The 14,068-nt window shown below is 54.7% G+C and carries 14 protein-coding genes and 1 tRNA gene; 11 read left to right on the forward strand and 4 right to left on the reverse strand.

What is annotated here, in order from left to right; all coding sequences use genetic code 11:
• Window positions 1–204: 204 nt before the first annotated feature.
• Window positions 205–1,383 carry a histidine kinase gene (locus HPC62_RS20445; RefSeq protein ID WP_172358282.1) on the forward strand — a complete coding sequence of 393 codons (1,179 nt, stop codon included), beginning with the start codon at window positions 205–207 and terminating at the stop codon, window positions 1,381–1,383.
• Window positions 1,384–1,415: 32 nt separating this feature from the next.
• Here HPC62_RS20445 and HPC62_RS20450 read toward each other — a convergent pair whose 3' ends face one another.
• Entirely contained in the window at window positions 1,416–2,132 is a 717-nt protein-coding gene (locus tag HPC62_RS20450) for a sugar transferase (protein WP_172358283.1), read from the reverse strand.
• A gap of 464 nt (window positions 2,133–2,596) precedes the next feature.
• Between HPC62_RS20450 and HPC62_RS20455 the strand changes: the two genes are divergently transcribed.
• The 4 genes from HPC62_RS20455 to HPC62_RS20470 all read left to right on the forward strand — a co-directional run bounded on the left by HPC62_RS20455 (window position 2,597) and on the right by HPC62_RS20470 (window position 4,911).
• Window positions 2,597–2,767, forward strand: coding sequence for a hypothetical protein (locus HPC62_RS20455; protein ID WP_172358284.1), 171 nt, complete (start codon window positions 2,597–2,599; stop codon window positions 2,765–2,767).
• A gap of 99 nt (window positions 2,768–2,866) precedes the next feature.
• Window positions 2,867–2,962 carry a photosystem I reaction center subunit XII gene (gene psaM, locus HPC62_RS20460; protein ID WP_172358285.1) on the forward strand — a complete coding sequence of 32 codons (96 nt, stop codon included), beginning with the start codon at window positions 2,867–2,869 and terminating at the stop codon, window positions 2,960–2,962.
• 323 nt (window positions 2,963–3,285) lie between these two features.
• Window positions 3,286–3,891 (forward strand): slr1601 family putative cell division protein, encoded by a 606-nt coding sequence (locus HPC62_RS20465; protein WP_172358286.1) that lies wholly within the window; start codon window positions 3,286–3,288, stop codon window positions 3,889–3,891.
• A 282-nt stretch (window positions 3,892–4,173) separates the two neighbouring features.
• On the forward strand, window positions 4,174–4,911 hold the full coding sequence (locus HPC62_RS20470; RefSeq protein ID WP_172358287.1) for a hypothetical protein: 738 nt from the start codon (window positions 4,174–4,176) through the stop codon (window positions 4,909–4,911).
• A gap of 78 nt (window positions 4,912–4,989) precedes the next feature.
• On the opposite strand, the gene HPC62_RS20475 is transcribed toward HPC62_RS20470, so the two are convergent.
• A complete protein-coding gene (locus HPC62_RS20475; protein ID WP_172358288.1) occupies window positions 4,990–5,409 on the reverse strand; it encodes a DUF4346 domain-containing protein in 420 nt (139 codons plus the stop codon).
• A gap of 114 nt (window positions 5,410–5,523) precedes the next feature.
• Window positions 5,524–5,595: transfer RNA gene (locus HPC62_RS20480), tRNA-Gly, on the reverse strand.
• Window positions 5,596–6,230: 635 nt separating this feature from the next.
• Here HPC62_RS20480 and HPC62_RS20485 point away from each other — a divergent pair.
• A complete protein-coding gene (locus HPC62_RS20485; RefSeq protein ID WP_172358289.1) occupies window positions 6,231–7,115 on the forward strand; it encodes an Npun_R2479 family HD domain-containing metalloprotein in 885 nt (294 codons plus the stop codon).
• A 272-nt stretch (window positions 7,116–7,387) separates the two neighbouring features.
• Here the strand turns inward: HPC62_RS20485 and HPC62_RS20490 are convergent, their stop codons facing one another.
• Window positions 7,388–8,593, reverse strand: a complete 1,206-nt coding sequence (locus HPC62_RS20490; protein WP_172358290.1) for a homospermidine biosynthesis protein — start codon at window positions 8,591–8,593, stop codon at window positions 7,388–7,390.
• Window positions 8,594–9,038: 445 nt separating this feature from the next.
• Here HPC62_RS20490 and HPC62_RS20495 point away from each other — a divergent pair, with 445 nt between their 5' ends.
• From HPC62_RS20495 to HPC62_RS20515, 5 genes are all read left to right on the forward strand, one after another.
• Window positions 9,039–9,209 (forward strand): hypothetical protein, encoded by a 171-nt coding sequence (locus HPC62_RS20495; RefSeq protein ID WP_172358291.1) that lies wholly within the window; start codon window positions 9,039–9,041, stop codon window positions 9,207–9,209.
• Between the two features lie 580 nt (window positions 9,210–9,789).
• Window positions 9,790–10,638, forward strand: coding sequence for an alpha/beta fold hydrolase (locus HPC62_RS20500; RefSeq protein ID WP_172358292.1), 849 nt, complete (start codon window positions 9,790–9,792; stop codon window positions 10,636–10,638).
• Between the two features lie 224 nt (window positions 10,639–10,862).
• A complete protein-coding gene (locus HPC62_RS20505; protein WP_172358293.1) occupies window positions 10,863–12,152 on the forward strand; it encodes a glucose-1-phosphate adenylyltransferase in 1,290 nt (429 codons plus the stop codon).
• A gap of 47 nt (window positions 12,153–12,199) precedes the next feature.
• Window positions 12,200–12,829 carry an AAA family ATPase gene (locus HPC62_RS20510; protein WP_172358294.1) on the forward strand — a complete coding sequence of 210 codons (630 nt, stop codon included), beginning with the start codon at window positions 12,200–12,202 and terminating at the stop codon, window positions 12,827–12,829.
• Between the two features lie 184 nt (window positions 12,830–13,013).
• Window positions 13,014–13,991 (forward strand): DnaJ C-terminal domain-containing protein, encoded by a 978-nt coding sequence (locus HPC62_RS20515; RefSeq protein ID WP_172358295.1) that lies wholly within the window; start codon window positions 13,014–13,016, stop codon window positions 13,989–13,991.
• Window positions 13,992–14,068: the final 77 nt, after the last annotated feature.

Here is a 14,068-nt window from a genome sequence, read left to right on the forward strand (position 1 = left end):
GGCGTGTCCTCCCCTGACAATTCTTAGTCATGCCTAAGCTGTGAACTGTGCCAGAAGGTTATCCTGGCGATCGCCCCCAAAGTCACTCTAACCCTGCACTCAGCTTACGACTGCCTTCCTCAAACTCCAGCCAGCCTACTTGAAACACAGCGCTACCGACGTTCCGTTTGCTCGCCCGATCCCATCCGTTGTGATGTAGCCGATATGGAGGCCTTATCCACTCCACCCGACCGCGCCGAACCGTCTCTGCAACTGCTGTTGTTTGTAGACAAGCGCCCTAGCTCCGTCGAAAAGATTCGGCAGATTCGCAGTCGCCTCAAAGAGCTAGCGGCAGACTATCCATTCGACCTGCAAGTGGTAGATGTGGGGGAGCAACCGCACCTAGCCGAGCATTTTCGCCTGATTGCCACGCCGGCCATTATCAAAATTTACCCAGAGCCTCGCCAAACCTTGGCTGGCAGCAACCTGATCGCCCAAATCGATAGCTGGTGGTCGCGCTGGAAACAGTCTGCCCAGGAAAACCGGATCAGCCTCGGTTCCACGTCGCCCTTGCCAATGGCGATAGAGTCGCTGCCAGTTCCCAATTCCGTCACCTATTCGGCTGAGCTAATTCGCCTGTCGGATGAGATTTTTCGGCTGAATCAGGAAAAAGAGGAACTACAGGAACAGCTTCGATTCAAAGACCGACTCATAGCAATGCTGGCCCACGACCTGCGAAATCCCCTCACGGCGGTTTCCATTGCGCTGGAAACGCTGGAACTGGGCAGCAGTATGCGAGAAATCTACGCCGAGTCGCGGCTGACCCCAGAAACCATGAGTCAGCTCATCAAACATGCCCGCACGCAGGCGAAGACGATTGACCGTCTGATTACAGACACGCTCCACGCCGCCAACAGCACTGGCGGCAAGCTCAACGTGCAGCCTCGCAAGTTTGACCTGGGCAAGCTGTGCCTCAGTCTGGTAGATGATTTTCAGACCAAGCTGCAAATCAAGGCGCAGAGTATTTCTACAGATATCCCCAGCGATTTGCCTGCGGTATATGCTGACCCCGATCGGGTGCGGCAAGTTTTGGTAAATCTGCTAGACAACGCCGTGAAATACACGCCCAATGGCAGTCATATCCAAGTTTCGGCCTTGCATCGCACAACGCAAAAGGTGCAGGTGAGCATCTGCGACGATGGGCCAGGTATCCCGGCTGAAAATCGCGATCGCATCTTTGAAGACAGCTATCGGCTGGAGCGAGATACCACGCAAGACGGCTATGGGATTGGGCTGGCGGTTTGTCAGCGCATCGTGCGGGCGCACTACGGGCAAATCTGGGTCGATTCAGAACTGGGAGCCGGAAGCTGCTTCCACTTTACGCTCCCAGTCTATCGGCCCTAAAGGGCGCGGGCAAACGGGCGATCGCCCCTGCCCTACATTGCGCCCACGCCAAATAGCACGGCGCGGATGGTTTTCAGAATCAGCGACAGGTCGTAGAGCGGGTGCCAGAGCGCCTGATACCGCAAATCGAGCTTGACAATTTCTTCAAAATCATCGATTCTCGACCGTCCGCTCACCTGCCACTCGCCCGTAATCCCAGGCTTTACATTCAGTCGCAGCCAGTGATGGTCGGCATAGTTGGCGACCTCATCCAGAGTGGGCGGGCGAGTGCCTACCAAGCTCATCTCGCCTTTGAGGACGTTGAGAAACTGAGGAAACTCGTCGATGCTCGTTTTTCTGAGAAACCAGCCGACGCGAGTTATCCGCGGGTCGCGGCCACGCTTGAAGTTAAAAGGTTTTCCCTTTGCCGCATCGGAGAGACTATCCGGCTGCTCCTGCATCCGATCGGCACCTTGAACCATCGTGCGGAATTTGTAAATCGTGAAGCAGCGCCCTAATAGGCCACAGCGCTGCTGACTGTAGAAGATGGGGCCGGGGCTATCGAGCCGGATGGCGATCGCCACGGGCACAAAGATAATTGCTAAGACCAGTAGCCCAACTAGGCTGCCAAGAATATCGAGCGATCGCTTGAACCAGTGATTTACAGAGGGGTGGGGCAGGCGATCAGGTGTTTGTACGTGCAGAGCGGGCGCTATTGAAACGGAGCTAAGTGAGTCTTGGAGCGAATCTGGAGATGCATAGCGAGACATTAGTAGTAACCCTTTTTGAAGTAACAACCCTGCTGGAAGAAGACCGCATAAATACGTAAAAACCCTTTCGTGCAGGAATATATAGCAAGCGCTTATGGATCAAAGGTTCAGCAGAAACGTCTTCACGGAATCTTTGCAGAAGCCCGAAAGTAGCCCATGTTTTTAAAGTCTTCGTGAAGCTTTTTATGAACGCTCCATCAAGCGATTAAGACGAAATGTTAAGCAATGGTGTGCTTGGTAGAAACAGGCTGCCTTGATCTGGCGCTCCGGATCACGCACCCTAGTTATGCATCCTGCTACAGGCCAACTCGCTTGCCCCTGCACGGAAACAGTCAGCAGCGTTCATGTTTCCAATTTATTCAGTTCATGCTTCCACCTTATTCATCAGGTGAGGCAATGCACTGAGGCAATGCACTGAGGCAATGTCCTGAGGCAATGCACTGAGGCAATGTCATTGAAGCTATATGCAGAAACAGCGAACGACTGGGCAAGACGGTGAATGGGCGATCGCCCTAATCTCTCGCCCCAATTTCTCGCTCCAATCTCTCGCCCCAATTTCTCGCCCCAATCTCTCGCTCCAATCTCTCGCCCCAATCTCCTGGGCAACCCCTGCAAACGGCATCACAGATTATTAAACTGTGTGACAAGATGTTCCCGATGCTCCCGATTTAGCCGAAAGTGATGGACAGTAGCACGCTTATTGGCGTGTTGTTTGTTATTAGGAGTGTTACAAAATGGCCTTGTCAGATACTCAAATTCTTACAGCGCTGGTGATTGCTCTGCTGCCTGCGGTGCTGGCATTTCGGCTTTCGACCGAGCTGTATAAGTAAGTCATCAGTCTGTTGGGGGCTGAGTCTCTGCTGGGCACTGCTGCTCGGCGACTCAGCCCTCTCAGGTTTCACTCAAACCTCTCACAAGCCTGCCGGGATCTCAGACTTGCAGATTTCAGGCTTAAATAGCAGATTTCAGGCTTAATTATAGATCGCCTAGATCGCCAAGTTTGGGTTGCCAAATTTAGGTCGCCAGATTTAAATTGCCAAATTTAGGTCTTAAGTTTCGGCGCGAGAGGTGCCAGAGCTTCGCATAGCGATTATATTGGGGTAGATTCCGGGCTACCGGTCAAATCGCCCCGTTTTTTATATGAACTGCTAGCATGAATGCGATTCAACCCTCCCGCCCGCCGCTTTACCCTATCGAGCCAGTTCGCAAGCAGGCTCCCCGCCCAAGACGCAGGCTCCGGCAGCGGCGTAATCCCCATCAGTCGGTTGCGGTTGAAGCCAGCCTTCGGCTAGCCGTGAATGTCGTGGTAGGGATGGTGGCGATCGCCTCGATTGTCCGGCTGCTGCCCCAAAACATCAGCCAACAGCACAAACTCAACAAGCTCCAGTCAGATGTGACGGTACTAGAGCAGCGCGTGGATCGACTCCAGGAAACCTTTGCCCGCCAGTTTGATGCAGGGCAAGCCCGCAGCGTGATGCAGGAAGAAACCGGCCGCATTGGCATTGGCCAACGTCCGGTCGTCTGGGTAAAGCCCACTCCAGACGCGGCGATCGCCCCTACCCCTGCTGCCGCTCCCACAAGCGTCGCAAACCCAGCCAACCCTGTTTTGCCCGTCACGCCGCCAGACACAACACCCGTTCCCCCACCTGCGCCCAGCCAGCCAGACGCTTCTCCGACCAATATGGTTTCTAATCCTGCACCCGCTCAGGCTCCGGTCGCTGTGCCGAGTCAGGCATCGGTCGCCCCTCTGGGGTGGTAGCCTCTGGAATTGGCTAGAGGGCGATCGCGCTGCCACGAGGGGAGCCAAGTTCAAGGGCTGTTTAAGGGTGCTAGTTTTTACGGAGATTATCAATCCGGGTTACGCTGAATCCCTGCGTCTACCGATTTGCCCGGAGTTAGATGTCGATTTGGGTTGATTATGATGGGCTAGGTACAGCTTCAGCCGCCTAACAGGTCACCCCTGCTCTCTTTGGAATGGTGCCCCTGGATCATGTCGATTCAAAAATTCCCCCTAGCCACGCTCCTCAAAATCAGGCGATACATGCAGACGACCCTGGCGTTGCCTGATGCCGAGCAGCAGGCAAAGGTGGTAGAAACACTAGACGACTTGCCAGAGCCGGAATCCATCGATGACCTGAGCGGGCTATTTTCTTCGGGAACGCCCATCGTCACAACCCTTTCGCCGATTCTGCAAGAACAGTGGTTTATCAGCACGGTAAACCCTGCTGCCCCGCTGATCAAAATGCCGGGGCTGTGGCTAAAGCCAGGGTTTCGCCTGGTGAGCTATCTGTATCGCTCAGCAGAGGGCAGTGGGGTTGGGGTGGTGTGGGCTGTGCCAGAAGAATTTGGCACCACAGCCCAGCTTGAAAAGGCCGTGAAAGAGAAACACAACATTGCTCAAGTTCCCCGGCCAGAAGGAGCGCTCGGCCACGTCATGGAAGCCATTGAGGGCGATCGCTCGGCGGCTTCGTTTGTGCTGGCATCGATCTTGCGACGAGAGCTTCAGGAATTGGGCGTGTTGGGCGATCGCCGCAACTGGGCCTACCACCACCTCATCGAGGGCATCCCTGCCAAATATAACTGGCAGTGGCGAACCGAGATCCCCAAAGACCTGTCGCCCAAGGTGCGCCTCTATCCCGATGGACACGCAGCCGTAGAACTGTTTTCCTGTCGGATTTCTGGAACCAAGACGCTGTATCGCCACCTCGATCGCTATCCGCCCGATTCCTACAAGCCCGACAGCTTGGATAAGATGCTGGCGGTGGAGCAGGTAGGTTAGCTTGCCGGATTCCCAGATTCCCAGAGTCAATTGGGATCAATTGATTGGGATCAATCGCTCTGATCAGCTAATCTCGCACTAATCTTGCACATAGTCCTGCCCGGACAGCAGCGCTATCTCTGCCCGCACAAATTCACGCCCCAAATAGGCAGCGTGGTCAAGATGGCTGATGGGGCAAGGCTGCGCTTTTTCAAAAATTTCGATGCAGAGTTCCTTGGCGGTGCGCCCGCGAAAGGTTGCCGTGGGCAATCTCTTTAGAGAGCCGCTACAAGGCAGCGGCTCCCCAGTTTCGGGATCGCAGGCCAGTCCTTTGTCGTTGATAACGTTAGAAAAATGGTCTGCACAAATCAGCTTGGCATCCCGATCCACATAAATAATGAAATAGCCCTGGGGATCTAGCTCAATGTAGCGATTGGACAGCTTGTCATCTAGAGCGGCGTATTCATTGCGGAGCGCGATCGCCTCAGGACGCAACTCTTGTTCGGCAGTTTGATTCATAACAAAGGTACAGGTTCTCGGAAGCTACGGATATTGAAGGGTGGCCCAACCCCTAATCTATCGCATCCCAGCAGAGTATCGGATGGGCTATATAGATGTGATGATGCGATTGAAAGCGGGTGATGGGACTCGAACCCACGACATTCAGCTTGGGAAGCTGACGTTCTACCACTGAACTACACCCGCATTTTTGGAGACTTCTAGGATAGCATCCTGAACACTGATCGTGCGATGGGGGAGGTAGTTTATGGATAAGTTTATATGAACGAGTGCTATCAAAATGAGCGATCGCCCATGCAACAAATCATCACAAATTCAGTCTGATTTAAATTAAATAGAGCGGACTACGGCTATTTTCCAAGGGAATTCTTCCCATTTTAAAAAAATTAAAAATCAGCTGATATTTACTCCCTTAACCCGCTCTATTCGTCTATTTTGAATGAAGGGTTGATCAATGGAAACGGGAGCAATATCTTTGCTTGCTACTATCTTCGCTTGATGCTATCTCTGCTTGCTGCTATTGAATATCGGGGAATGGAGGGATTGAAACAGGCGCAGATTAAGGGGTGCGACCTCTCATCTGCAAGATGTGATCTCAGATCACAATGCCAGTGATGCGGGCGATCGCCCCAGATGCTCCATCTCACCCCCCATCTGCCGCTAGGTACGCTACGGTATCTATATCGTAGAAGTGGGTACTCTGAATCTAACAGTTTCTAGGTTGCCTCCTGTCCGAATACTTTCCGAATACTTAGTGTTCTGTTGTCTTTATCGCTGTTGCCCTTCTTCCTGCTGTCTTGTAGCGCTGTGAGCGATTCGCAATGTTTAACGCTACTGAACTCCTAATCTCTGATTTTGTGACCAAGCTCAAAGAGGGATATCACCATACCTATGGCGGTCTCAATGCTGGCTATGAAGATATTATCGGCTGGGTCGGGGCAATGGCGCTGGAGAACATTGCCAACAGCGACGCACTTTATCACAACGTCGAACACACAATCTTGGTGACGCTGGTGGGTCAGGAAATCCTGCGTGGCAAACACATCCGCGAGGGTGGTGTTTCACCCGATGACTGGCTGCATTTCATCGTGTCGCTGGTGTGCCACGATATTGGCTACGTGAAAGGGGTCTGTCGGAGCGATCGCGAAGGCTGGTATGCCACCGGGCAAAACGGCGAAATGATCAGCCTGCCACCAGGCTCATCCGATGCAGCCCTAACGCCCTACCACGTCGATCGTGCCAAGCTCTTCATCGACGAGCGGTTTGGCGGCAACCAAAAGATCGACTCCGCTATTGTAAAGCGCAACATCGAGCTGACCCGCTTCCCGGTGCCCCACGACGACGACCACCAAGATACGATACACTATCCAGGGCTGGTGCGGGCTGCGGATTTAATTGGCCAGTTGAGCGATCCCCGCTATCTCAAAAAAATTGGGGCACTTTACTACGAATTTGAAGAAACAGGCGTGAACAAGGCGCTGGGCTATCGCCATCCGGGTGACCTGCGGGCAAACTATCCTAAGTTCTATTGGAACGGAGTCTATCCCTATGTGAAAGATGGTCTGAAGTATCTTTCACTGACGCAGCAGGGGCAACAGATCATTGCTAACCTTTACTCCAATGTGTTCGTAGTCGAGCATGAGCCAGGGGGACAGCTTTCCACCCCCCATCCCGAAAATCAGCCTGTAGGCAGCGCAACCCACTAGGCAGTGTCTTAAAACTTTCTAGGTCGTTGATTGCCTTGAGTCGATCCCCCTAAATCCCCGCGCTTACGCGCCGCTTCGCTAGAAATAAGGGGGACTTCCGGAGTGGTTCGGCTCCCCCCTTTTTAAGGGGGGCTAGGGGGAATCGAAGAGTTCTAAAACATGCCCTAGATTTTGCGTGGAAGGGTGATGCGTAGAAGAAGGTTGACTTTTCGAGGTCGAAACGCCCGAAAAGCCAACCTTTTCTATACCTTTTCAGCCAGCCCTGAACCCGCCTAGCGACGGATGGGCGTGCCGCAGGGATAGGTGGCCACAGGCTCCCGTTCGGGTTTGGGCACAGGCTTAGCGTTGGGAATGGCAGCGGCTACCTTTTCCTCAGTTCGTTCCGCACGGGCTGCCAGATAGTCCCGTTGCAGCGTCGCCAGCATTTCCTCGCGGCGATCATAGAGGCGCTTCAGCGGACGCGGTTCGCACTGGTTGATCACGTAGGCTCCTATCAGCGGCAGAGCGATGGTGCTGTCGGTATAGCAAACAATGGTACTGGGCAATTCTTCTGGGTCAACCTTGCCCCAGCTCACGGCTTCGCTGGGGGTTGCGCCGGAAAGTCCACCCGTGTCGGGACGAGCGTCGGTAATTTGCACAAAGTAATCATGCCCGCGCTCCTCTAGCCCCAGCACCTCATGCAGTTGGGGCTGGGTTTGCAGCAGGAAGTTTTTGGGACTGCCGCCGCCGAGGATGAGTGCAGCACTCTTGCCTTCTACATCAGGAATGCCAGAGTTGCGGGCTGCATAGGCGATCGCCGCTGTTTCGTTCACATCCTGCGATGGGTCGATCACCAGCTTCGAGCCTTCCAGCGCTAGGGCTGCGACGTTCATGCCGATGGAGCTATCGCCCGGAGAAGAGGTGTAGATCGGCACGCCACACTCATAGGCCGTAGACAGCAGGCAGGGATTTTTCACACCAAGCTGTTTTTCCATCGCGTTGATGTATTTGCCCAACAGGTGGTGAAATTCTGCTGTGCCCATGCGCTTTTGGAATGGCTCGGAGCGCAGCAGTTCCCGGATAAACGCATCCGTTTCCAGCAGCACGTCATAGCCAAACACAATGTCGTAGATGCGAATTCGCCCTTCCTGGCGCAGCTTCACGTCGTCTACAAAGGGGTTGCTGGCATAAAGCTCCATCCCCAGCCCGTAGTGCAAGTCGTGATACAGATTTGCGCCCGTGCTGATGATCCAATCTACAAACCCGTGGCGCATCAGCGGCGACAGGACGGATACCCCCAACCCCGCAGGTGTGAGCGCACCGGATAGGCTGAGGGCAACCGTCACGCCCGGTTGCATGATGTCACGGCTGAGCAGATGACAGGCTTCGCGCAGACGGGCTGAGTTGTAAGCCGTGAAGTAGGTATCAATTAGGTCAGTGATGCCGATATTGGCAGACAGCGGCGCAGGCGAAATTTGACGACTAAGCAGTTTGGTCATGGCTTTTTCCCAATAAGATCCGGCGTGAATTGTGAATGTAGAACCTGGTTGCCTGACACAAGTCCCGAAAGCCCAGAAAATTCGTTGTCTTGGGATCGAAGCCCATAGCTCCTGAGTTGGAGCCGGAGGGCTTGGTCAGAGGAGCTTTTGGGCCAGCGTCCCCTACGAGAAATCAGGGGTTTCCAGAGATGTGTCAGGCAGTCAGATGTAGAACTAGAGCAGAAAACTTGTGAACACCAGTCGGCGAAAACCAGTCGGCTCAGAAGAGAGAGTTGAACGGGGTGCGGTTACGCAGGGCGGGTGAAATATTTTGTCTCAAAGACCTCATCGGCGCGGCAGGACAGCGAGAACCCCCTCAGGGTTCCTCAAAACAGGGAATCTCGAACAGATTGCAAGCTCGTCAGGGGCACTGGCAGAAGTGCAGGCAGAAGCCTTCCAGAACAGGATGACCCTGTTGCCTGAGCAGATCGCCGGAGACCCTGTCGCACTGCCGCAAGTGATCGAGCGCCTCGTGGAAGAAGCAGCGCGATCGCCCGTTTTGCGAAATCCAGCGGTTAGCCGTTCAAAAACTTTGATATGGAGTGCAGATCGACCCAGTTTGCTCAACCTTCTGTAAGAAGCCGACCCCAATTCAGGAGGCCCCAGGCAGATGGATAAAAACAAACCTAAAGTTGCAGGTCGATCAGCGCATACTGGGCCCTTCGCAGCGGTCTGCCCAGGATAATGCAGGATCGGAAAGCCGAATTCGCTGTAGATTCATTCCCAAGTACCAGAAGAGAAGCCAGAGGCGACTTCCAGCAGAAAGGAGTTTCAACGGCTTGCAACCCTTTAGCGCTACGTCAGTCTACAGTTTAACATCCTTCTCGCAAACGACCAGAGGCTAATGGGTGATAGAGCAGGGCAAACGCCTACTCAGGACGCAAGGAGGGAAGAGAGGCAGAAGTGATTCCGTTGTTCTATCCTGCCCTGAGGCACTCGCCTGCCGGAAATCGCCAATCCCAAGCGCAAAGCCTATCTCAGCAACATGAGCGATATAGAATAGGCAGTCCAGCAAGCGCTGCTCCCGGCGGGTAAAGCAGGGCTTCGGTCGCCATAGGATGCGTCTGTCCTGTTTCTCCTGTGGCTTTCGCTTGTCCTCTGATCCCCCGCAGCGGTAAGCTCATCCCACCTGCTGTTCTGGAACGAAGGAGAACGTCATGGCGGTGCAGGAGAAAACGCTGACCTGTGGGCAGCTCGAATGGTTTTATCGAGCAGTAGAAGGAGATACAGCGAGCAACCGAGTGCCTGTCGTGCTGCTGCACGGGCTGCCTGCTGCGGGCTATAGCTGGCGCGGTGTGATGTTGGCGCTGGAGGAGTGGGGGTTTGGGGCGATCGCCCCCGACTGGATTGGTTTTGGTTCCTCGGCAAAACCCGACCGCCGCACCTTTGCCTACACGCCCGATGCCTACGCCACTGCACTGGAAACGTTTCTGACCACCTTGGGGATCGATCGCTGCTCGCTGATTGTGCAGGGATTCATCGGCTCTGTGGGGCTGCAATATGCTCTGCGCCATCCCGACCAGATCGAGCGGCTGGTCATCCTGAATGCCCCGGTGACGAGCCGCGCCAAACTTCCCTGGAAGATGCAGCAGTTGGGGCTGCCGCTGGCGGGCGAAATGTTCACCCAAGACCCGCTGCTGGTGGATCGGACGCTCGAAGGCGGCGGGGGCTATGTGGTGAAAGACGAAGATCTGGATGTATATCGCCGCCCCTTTTTGAAAAGCTCGGATGCGGGTCGGGCCCTGTTTGCCGCCGTGCAAAACCTGCGCCTGCCGCAGGCTACTGCCGAGATTGAGCAGGGGTTTCAAGCCTGGACGAAGCCCGTTTTGGTGGGCTGGGGAATGCGCGATCGCTGGCTGCCTTTCAGCCTGGCCGAGGCATTTGTGCAAGCCACTCCTGAAGCAGAACTGATCCAACTGCCGGACGTGGGGCACTATCCGCAAATCGACTGGTTCGACAAGGTGAATGAAGCGATCCTGCCCTTCCTGCTGAGAACCGTCATTTGACCCAGGTTCTCTCACTGCGGCCCTCTGGGCAGACCTCACGGTGACTCTCTCAGCAGATTCGGAGATCAATATATTTCTTCAGCACTTTTTTTCCAGAAACATCCGCCTTTTGGAGGATAAAAAAGTCTCGATTCTTTACCCCGATCCCCTTGCAAAGGATCACATGTCGCATCACACTAAACGTGGGGATCAAACAGGCGTTAAACGGCGGTTAAGAGGTCATTGTGAAAAGGGTATTAGCGATTATTCTGGGCGGCGGTGCAGGCACCCGCCTGTATCCACTCACAAAGCTGAGAGCCAAGCCAGCCGTGCCGCTGGCGGGCAAGTATCGCTTGATTGATATTCCGGTTAGCAACTGCATCAATTCCGACATTTACAAGATCTTCGTCCTGACGCAGTTCAACTCAGCGTCGCTCAATCGCCATATCTCCCGTACCTATAGCTTTTCGGGGTTCCACGAAGGATTTGTGGAAGTGCTGGCAGCACAGCAAACTCCCGAAAATCCCAACTGGTTTCAGGGCACGGCTGACGCGGTGCGGCAATATCTCTGGATGTTCCAGGACTACGACGTAGATCAGTATCTAATCCTGTCTGGCGACCACCTCTATCGCATGGACTATAGCGATTTTGTGGAGCGCCACCGCGAAACCAAGGCCGACATTACGATTTCGGTGCTGCCGATGGACAATGAGCGGTCCTCAGATTTTGGTCTGATGAAGATCAATGAGGATGGACGCATCATTGACTTTTACGAGAAGCCCAAGGGCGAGGCCCTGAAGCAGATGCAGGTGGATACTACTGTGCTAGGGCTGACCCCCGAAGAGGCAAAGCTCAAGCCTTACATTGCGTCGATGGGCATCTATGTGTTTGAAAAGCAGGTGATGTTTGACCTGCTGCGGCGATCGCCCGAACAGACCGACTTTGGCAAGGAAATCATTCCCTCCTCTGCCAAAGACTACAACCTGCAGGCCTATTTGTATAACGGCTACTGGGAAGACATTGGGACAATCCGCTCGTTCTACGATGCCAACCTAGCGCTGACGCAACAGCCCCATCCGCCCTTTAGCTTCTACGACGAAAAGGCTCCCATCTATACCCGCGGGCGATCGCTCCCGCCCAGCAAGCTGCTCGACTGCACCATTACCGAGTCGATGATCGGCGAGGGCTGCATTCTAAAAAACTGTCAGGTGCATCACTCTGTTCTGGGCATCCGCACGCGCATCGAGTCGGGCTGCGTAGTGCAAGACACGCTGATCATGGGGTCAGACTTTTATCAGCCCCTGGTCGAGCGCTCGAACAGTTGCGATGATGGCAAAGTGCCCCTCGGCATCGGCGCGAACACCACGATTCGCGGGGCAATTATCGACAAGAACGCCTGCATCGGCTGCGATGTCAAAATTTTGAACAAGGATCACGTCGAAGAAGCTGCCCGCGAAGAATACGGCTTCTATATCCGCAACGGAATCGTGGTGGTTCTCAAGGGGGCAACGATTCCAGATGGAACCGTGATCTGAGGATTCAGACCTTAGGGTTTGGTTCTGGAGGGCAAGACTCTGCTGCTGTGGATCAACGCACTGCTGCCCCAACGCCAACGGTTTTTCATCTGATTGTTCTGATTGGTCTGCCGGGAAGCGGAAAGTCCACGCTGGCGCAGGTTTTAGTCAATAACTATGGCTGTCGGCTAGTGTCTACAGACGCGATCCGGGGGCGACTGTTTGGCGACGAGGCGACGCAGGGCCCCTGGCCGCTGATCTGGCAGGAAGTCGAGCAGGCTTTTCGAGCGGTGACGGGCGTTCGTCCAAATCAAATCGTTCTGAAGCGACGGTCTGACGCTGCAAAGCCGCTTACGCGCACCCCGTCTCACGAAATCTCTCATACGCTCTACGACGCGACCAATGCAGCACGGCGGCAGCGGCGGGAGGTCGTGCAACTGGGGCGGCGCTGTGGCTTTTCACACATTACGGGGCTATGGCTAGATGTGCCGCTGAGCCTGTGTTTGGAGCGAAACCGAAAGCGCGATCGCCAGGTTCCTGAACCCATCATCGAGCAGATGCATTGCCGCCTCTCCACAGCCCCACCCAGCCTCAGCGACGGCTTCGATACCTTGATTCACCTGCCGCCAGCCTTTTGTCCAGACCCTACAACCTGGGATTCGGCTCGGTTTGGGAAACCACACCCCCAATTCTCTTGAAGCTTTGATAGGGTTGGAATAGGGGCGTTGTCGCCACCCCCCAGTTGGTATGCCTAACCCATTGGCTCAAGTAGCTTGATCGATTCGAGGAATCTGAGCCATTCAAGCGATTCAAGCAATTCAGCAAGTCAAGTAATTCAGTCAATTCAGTCAATTCAGTCAATTCAGAGTAGGTGATGACCCGATGGCTGCTCAGGACTTCAAAGACTACTACGCCATCCTTGGAATCAGCAAAAGCGCCAGCGCCGACGAACTCAAGCGGGCCTACCGCAAACTGGCGCGGCAATATCACCCTGACATGAATCCTGGCAACGCGGCAGCCGAGGCTCGCTTTAAGGAAATCAACGAAGCCTACGAAGTGCTGTCTGACCCAGACAAGCGCCGCAAATATGACCAGTTTGGGCAATATTGGAAACAGGCAGAAGGCTTTGGCGGCGGCGCTCCGGGCGACTTTGGCGGATTTGACTTTAGCCAATACGGCAGCTTCGATGATTTTATCAATGAGCTGCTGGGCCGGTTTGCGGGCGGCGTTCCGGGTGGCGATCGCAGCTATGGCTATCGTCCGGGCACTCCACCGGGGGGCTTTGGGGGGTTTGGTGGGTTTGGCGAACCTCCGACCAGCGCGGGCGGCGATTTGGAAGCCAACCTCAGCATGACCCTATCGGAGGCGTTTAAGGGTGTGCAAAAACGACTAATTTTGGGCAGCGAAGAAATCGAGGTGCGGATTCCGGCGGGGGCCAAACCGGGCAGCAAGATTCGCGTGCGGGGCAAAGGACAGATGAATCCCTATACCCGTCAGCGAGGAGATTTGTATCTCAAAATCGACATCCAGCCCCACCCGTTTTTCCGATTTGAAGAGGACAATCTGGTGTGTGAAGTGGCGATCGCCCCTGATGAAGCCGTGCTGGGAACCGCCATCGACGTGCCTACGCCAGACGGTCTCGTGACCATGAACGTGCCCGCTGGAATCCGCTCCGGCCAAACGCTGCGGCTGCGAGGTAAGGGCTGGGTGAATCCTAAAGGCGGGCGTGGCGATCAGTTGGTGAAAATCGTCATCGTGCCTCCTAAGGATCTCAGCCCTGCTGAGCGCGAATACTACGAAAAAATCCGCGATAGCCGGACGTTTGACCCCCGTAGTGGACTAAAGCACATCCGGCTCTAGCCCTTATTTTCGATTCAGAAAGCTGTAGGACTTATGCACTGGTGACAAGTGTGCTGGGTGTTGGACGATTTCTTGCG

The organism is Thermoleptolyngbya sichuanensis A183, assembly GCF_013177315.1.
Lineage (GTDB): Bacteria > Cyanobacteriota > Cyanobacteriia > Elainellales > Elainellaceae > Thermoleptolyngbya > Thermoleptolyngbya sichuanensis.

What these genes read in the sequence shown, in the direction of transcription:
- psaM (WP_172358285.1), top strand. Translation starts at nt 2,867, where the DNA reads ATGGCCTTGTCAGATACTCAAATTCTTACAGCGCTGGTGATTGCTCTG.
- HPC62_RS20465 (WP_172358286.1), top strand. Translation starts at nt 3,286, where the DNA reads ATGAATGCGATTCAACCCTCCCGCCCGCCGCTTTACCCTATCGAGCCA.
- HPC62_RS20450 (WP_172358283.1), bottom strand. Translation starts at nt 2,132, where the DNA reads ATGTCTCGCTATGCATCTCCAGATTCGCTCCAAGACTCACTTAGCTCC.
- HPC62_RS20455 (WP_172358284.1), top strand. Translation starts at nt 2,597, where the DNA reads ATGCAGAAACAGCGAACGACTGGGCAAGACGGTGAATGGGCGATCGCC.
- HPC62_RS20470 (WP_172358287.1), top strand. Translation starts at nt 4,174, where the DNA reads ATGCAGACGACCCTGGCGTTGCCTGATGCCGAGCAGCAGGCAAAGGTG.
- HPC62_RS20485 (WP_172358289.1), top strand. Translation starts at nt 6,231, where the DNA reads ATGTTTAACGCTACTGAACTCCTAATCTCTGATTTTGTGACCAAGCTC.
- HPC62_RS20490 (WP_172358290.1), bottom strand. Translation starts at nt 8,593, where the DNA reads ATGACCAAACTGCTTAGTCGTCAAATTTCGCCTGCGCCGCTGTCTGCC.
- HPC62_RS20500 (WP_172358292.1), top strand. Translation starts at nt 9,790, where the DNA reads ATGGCGGTGCAGGAGAAAACGCTGACCTGTGGGCAGCTCGAATGGTTT.
- HPC62_RS20495 (WP_172358291.1), top strand. Translation starts at nt 9,039, where the DNA reads ATGACCCTGTTGCCTGAGCAGATCGCCGGAGACCCTGTCGCACTGCCG.
- HPC62_RS20445 (WP_172358282.1), top strand. Translation starts at nt 205, where the DNA reads ATGGAGGCCTTATCCACTCCACCCGACCGCGCCGAACCGTCTCTGCAA.
- HPC62_RS20515 (WP_172358295.1), top strand. Translation starts at nt 13,014, where the DNA reads ATGGCTGCTCAGGACTTCAAAGACTACTACGCCATCCTTGGAATCAGC.
- HPC62_RS20475 (WP_172358288.1), bottom strand. Translation starts at nt 5,409, where the DNA reads ATGAATCAAACTGCCGAACAAGAGTTGCGTCCTGAGGCGATCGCGCTC.